At 61.0% G+C, this 4,542-nt stretch carries 4 protein-coding genes; all 4 read left to right on the top strand.

Going from position 1 to position 4,542, the window contains the following annotated elements; all coding sequences use genetic code 11:
* The first annotated feature begins 7 nt into the window (after nt 1-7).
* Complete coding sequence (locus AAF563_25405; protein MEM7124638.1) at nt 8-991, top strand: oligopeptide/dipeptide ABC transporter ATP-binding protein; 984 nt, start codon at nt 8-10, stop codon at nt 989-991.
* 152 nt (nt 992-1,143) lie between these two features.
* Nucleotides 1,144-2,853 (top strand): peptide ABC transporter substrate-binding protein, encoded by a 1,710-nt coding sequence (locus tag AAF563_25410; protein ID MEM7124639.1) that lies wholly within the window; start codon nt 1,144-1,146, stop codon nt 2,851-2,853.
* 99 nt (nt 2,854-2,952) lie between these two features.
* On the top strand, nt 2,953-3,966 hold the full coding sequence (locus AAF563_25415) for an ABC transporter permease (GenBank protein MEM7124640.1): 1,014 nt from the start codon (nt 2,953-2,955) through the stop codon (nt 3,964-3,966).
* A gap of 81 nt (nt 3,967-4,047) precedes the next feature.
* Nucleotides 4,048-4,542, top strand: a 495-nt coding sequence (locus AAF563_25420) for an ABC transporter permease subunit (protein MEM7124641.1), incomplete at its 3' end; no start/stop codon positions are given.

Raw genomic sequence — 4,542 nt, forward strand, 5'->3', positions numbered from 1 at the left:
CCACGCTATGAGTACTGAGGCCGAAGCCCTGGTGCAGGTCGAGAACCTGCGCATGCACTTTCCCATCCTGCAGGGCATCCTGCGCCGCCAGGTTGGCGCCATCAAAGCCGTCGACGGTCTTAACTTCGACATCTACAAACGAGAGACGCTGGCGCTGGCGGGCGAAAGCGGTTGCGGCAAGTCGACGACCGGGCGCCTAATTCTCCAACTCTATCGCGCGACTGAAGGCAGGGTGGTGTTCGCCGGTCAGGACCTGACCAAACTCTCTGGCGAAAGACTGCGGCGTATGCGTCCGCGCATGCAGATGATATTCCAGGACCCGCAGGCAAGCCTCAACCCGCGCATGACCGTCGGCAGCATTGTTGCCGAGCCGTTGCAGGAACATGGGCTGTCGGGTGGGCAGACCAAGCAGCAGCGGGTCCAAGAACTTCTCGATGCGGTCGGCCTCAACCCGAGCCATGCCAACCGTTATCCGCATGAGTTTTCGGGCGGCCAGCGCCAGCGCATCGGCATTGCGCGGGCGCTCGCGCTCAACCCGGAGTTCATCGTCTGCGACGAGCCTATCGCCGCGCTGGATGTTTCTATTCAGGCGCAAGTCGTCAATCTCTTGGAAGATCTTCAGCAGAAACTGGGCCTGACCTATCTCTTCATCTCGCACGACCTCAGCATGATCCGCCACATGGCCGACCGTGTGGCCATCATGTATCTGGGCAAGATCATGGAGCTTGGTCCCAGCGACAAAGTCTATGGCGAACCGTTGCATCCCTATACGCAGGCGTTGCTGTCGGCGGTGCCGATTCCCAACCCTGTTCAGGAAGCCGAACGACGGCGAACGATCTTGTCGGGCGACGTACCGAACGCGGCGAACCCGCCATCGGGTTGTCCGTTCCGCACGCGATGTCCGATCGCTGTCGCACGGTGCGCGGACGAAGAACCGGCATGGCGCGAATTGCGAGCGGGCCACCAGGTCGCCTGCCACCTCGCCGAATGAGTCGTTGTCGACATGCGGCTACCGGTTGCACAATGGTTTGGTGCCGCTAGCGGATGATGTGCAAGGAGACACAGATCTCTCTCACGCTGGTGGATCACAAGGTCAGACGTACTGTCTGACCGGGGCAAAACAACAACAGTGGGGAGAGCATCATGCGAAGACTCCGAACGATCATCCTGACGGCCGCGGCAACGGCCCTTCTGGCAAGCCCGGCTTTGGCGGAGCGGGGCAGCGACGGCCAGCTCAACATTCTCTATTGGCAGGCGGCGTCGACCATGAATCCGTTCCTGTCGGGCGGCACAAAAGATATCGAAGCCGCGTCGCTCGTGCTGGAGCCACTGGCGCACTATGACGAAAGCGGCAACATGGTGCCGGTTCTCGTCACCGAGATTCCGACCGTCGAGAACGGCGGCGTCTCGGAAGACCTGAAGAGCATCACCTGGAAACTCAATCCCGACATCGTGTGGTCGGATGGCACGCCGCTGACCGCTCACGACGTTGTCTTCTCCGGCGACTATTGCCTGGACCCGGATGCGGGCTGCAATGCGTTGTCCTACTTCACGGACGTGGCCTCGATCGAGGCGGTCGATGACCATACGGTGAAGATCACATTCTCCGTGCCGAAGCCGTTTCCTTACGGCCCGTTCGTCGGCTCAACGGCGCCGGTCATTCAAAAGGCCCAGTTTGCCGACTGCTTGGGCGTCAAGGCGCAGGAATGCACGGATCAGAACTTCGCGCCGATCGGTACAGGCCCGTTCAAGGTCACCGAGTTTCGCGCCAATGACGTCGTGACATTGGAGGCCAACGAGAATTATCGCGATCCCGCCAAACCGGCCTTTTCGTCAGTCGTGTTTAAGGGCGGCGGCGATGCAGCCTCGGCCGCGCGCGCGGTTTTGGAAACCGGCGAATACGACTACGCCTGGAACCTGCAGGTCGAGCCGGAAATCCTCGACCAGATGGCGCAGGCCGGCAAAGGCGTGATCGTGACGTCGTTCGGTACATCGGTTGAACGTCTGATGGTCAATCAGACCAATCCCGATCCGGCTTTGGGTGACGATCGATCCGTCTATTTGGATGGCACCAATCCGCATCCGTTCCTGACCGACCCGGCGGTGGCACGTGCGTTGTCGCTGGCTATCGACCGTCAGGTTCTGGTCGACGTTGGTTACGGCGCCGCCGGACAGCCCGGCTGCAATGTCCTACCGGCGCCGGCGATTTATGCGTCCGATGCCAACAACGAATGCCTGACCCAGGACGTCGACCAGGCCAACAAGATCCTGGACGACGCCGGCTGGGCACGCGGCAGCGACGGCATCCGCGAGAAGGACGGCGTGCGTCTTTCGATCCTCTATCAGACGTCAACCAACTCGGTGCGTCAGGGCACGCAGGCGCTGATCAAGCAGATGTGGGAAGATATTGGGGTCGAGACCGAGCTTCGGAACATCGACGCGGCGGTCTTCTTCGGCGGCGATCCGGCGAGTCCCGACACGTACAACAAGTTTTATGCCGACATCGAAATGTACACCAACAACTTCGACGGCACGGATCCCGAGAAGTACATGGCGAACTGGGCGTGCAACGAGATCCCGGGACCCAGCAATTCGTGGCTGGGCAACAACATCCAGCGTTCGTGCTCGGGCGATTACGACGCCCTGGTCAACCAGATGGCCCAGACCGGCTCGCTAGAAGACAGGGCCGCGCTGGCGCGTGAGATGAACGACATGATCGTCCAGAACTATTGGATGATCCCGTTGATCTGGCGCGGCGACGTGTCCGCCCATTCGACGACGTTGGATGGCGTACGTATGAACTCCTGGGATTCAGAACTTTGGAACGTCGCTGACTGGAGTCGTGCTGAGTAGTTTGGGGGGCATCGGTTTGCTGCATTAGGTGACCGATGGGAGCGGTTTGCGGGCTCAGGGCTCGCAGACCGCTCCGGTTCTTCGGTCCGATAAGCATCCATGTTCAGATACATCGTACGCCGGTTGCTGTTCGCGATCCCGACGCTGATCGCGATAAGCTTCATCGTCTTTGCGATTCTCGACCTGGCGCCCAATGACCCGACCGGCAATCTGCCGCTGACGATCCCGCCGGAGGTGCGTGAGCAGATCCGCGAGTCGCTCGGCCTGGGACAGCCGTTTCATATCCGCTACGTGAAATGGGCCGAGCAGTTCTTCATCAACGAACCGCTCAACCTGCTAGAGGAGGCAACCGGCATCACGGTTGGTGACTCCGACGCCCGGTTGCGGGTGCGGTCGTGGGCGACGCGAAGTCCGGTCGTCGACCTTATCATGGAGCGGTTGCCGCAAACCATGTGGGTGGTAGGCCTGTCGTATCTGGTCGGTATCCTGATCGCGATCCCGATCGGGATCATTTCCGCTTACCGTCAATACTCCTGGTTCGATCAGGTTGGCACCTTCGTTTCGATGATCGGCTTTTCGGTGCCGACCTTCTTCACCGGGTTGTTGGCCATCGTCATCTTCAGCGTGCATCTCGACTGGTTCCCGTCGATTTATGACACCACCTTAGAGGTCACCAACTGGTCGACCTTGGTCGAACAGGTGCGTCAGCTCTTCATGCCAGTCATGGTGCTGGCCCTGTTCAACGCCGCGCAGTTGAGCCGTTTCATGCGCTCGTCGATGTTGGACAATCTCAACCTCGACTACGTGCGGACCGCGCGCGCCAAGGGCATGGGCGAGCGGGTCGTCTTGTTAGTCCATGTGCTGCGCAACAGCCTGATCCCGGTCGTCACCTTGATCGCGCTGGGTATCCCCACGGTCTTCAGCGGGGCGATCATCACCGAACAGATCTTCCGCGTGAACGGTATCGGCCAGCTCCTGATCATTGCCATTCAGGGCGCGGACATCCCGCTGGTCCAGACGCTGACCTTCATCTTCGCGGTGCTCATCGTCTTGTTCAATCTGGTGGCCGATGTCGCTTATGGCGTGCTTGATCCGAGGGTGCGCTATGACTGAGGGTTGGAAGGGGGACACGCGGTGAGCACGGTCGACAACACAGCGGCGTCTGAGGCGACGCGCCCCCATCGCTCGCAGTGGATGGACGTGTGGCTGCAGTTCCGCCACCACAAGGGCGCGCTGCTCGGCGTCGTCGTTCTTGGCCTGATCGTGCTGGCCGTGGTCGTCGGGCCCTCAATTCACGATGTCGACGCGCAGAGGCTCGACCCGCGTATCGCTAACCAGGGCCCGACGCTGGACCACCCCTTCGGCACCGACAACCTGGGTCGCGACCTTTTGGCGCAGGTGCTTGAGGGCGGGCGGGTTTCGCTTGCGGTCGGCGTCGTCGCCATGTTGATCTCGTTGGTGCTGGGCACGCTGATCGGCGTGCTCGCCGGCTTCTCGTCGCGGTTGGACGGGCCGCTCATGCGGCTGACCGATCTCTTTCTCGCCTTACCGATCCTGCCGCTGCTGCTCGTCATCATTCTGTTGTTCCGCGACACCTTGCGCACCAGTTTCGGGCCGGAGACCGGCATCTTTATCTTGATGGTGGCGGTTATCGGCATCACCAGTTGGATGCAAACCGCGCGCATCGTC

It is taken from the genome of Pseudomonadota bacterium, from assembly GCA_039028155.1.
Classification (GTDB): domain Bacteria; phylum Pseudomonadota; class Alphaproteobacteria; order SP197; family SP197; genus JANQGO01.